The following is a 510-nucleotide window of genomic DNA, read 5'->3' on the forward strand; positions in this document are numbered from 1 at the left end:
GTCTTACGGCGTATGACTGTCACCCGGTGTCCAAAGTGGATGATTTGGCCCTAAAATACGTCGCCTAGCCTGTTTGCAAGAAAAGAAATATGACCATCGTTCAGTCCATTGGGGTACCAGTCAACGGCCAGTTGGTGTCGGTCCGCAACAGACGGTATGTTGTCACTTCTGTCGCTGCTAGCGGCATGACCGACGGCGCCAATCGCGAAAATCTCGTATCGCTGTCATGCGTCGAAGACGACGCCGCCGGTGAGGAACTGCGGGTGATTTGGGAGTTGGAACCTGGCGCCTCGATTCTCGAGCGCGCTTCGATGCCAAATGTATCCGGGTTCGATGAGCCGGAGCGCCTTGACGCGTTCCTTAATGCGGTTCGATGGGGCGCTGTCGCCCAAGGCGATACTCGAACGCTTCAGGCTCCTTTCCGCAGCGGTGTCGAAATCGAGGACTATCAGCTCGACCCGTTGGCGCGCGCCATACAGATGCCTCGGGTCAATCTGCTGATTGCAGATG

At 56.9% G+C, this 510-nt stretch carries 1 pseudogene; it reads left to right on the top strand.

Annotated features, from left to right (window positions below):
* Positions 1-89: 89 nt before the first annotated feature.
* Positions 90-510, top strand: a pseudogene (locus tag J5M56_RS24385) (helicase); the annotation flags it as partial.

This window comes from Pseudomonas sp. 51_B (genome assembly GCF_017491595.1).
Classification (GTDB): domain Bacteria; phylum Pseudomonadota; class Gammaproteobacteria; order Pseudomonadales; family Pseudomonadaceae; genus Aquipseudomonas; species Aquipseudomonas promysalinigenes.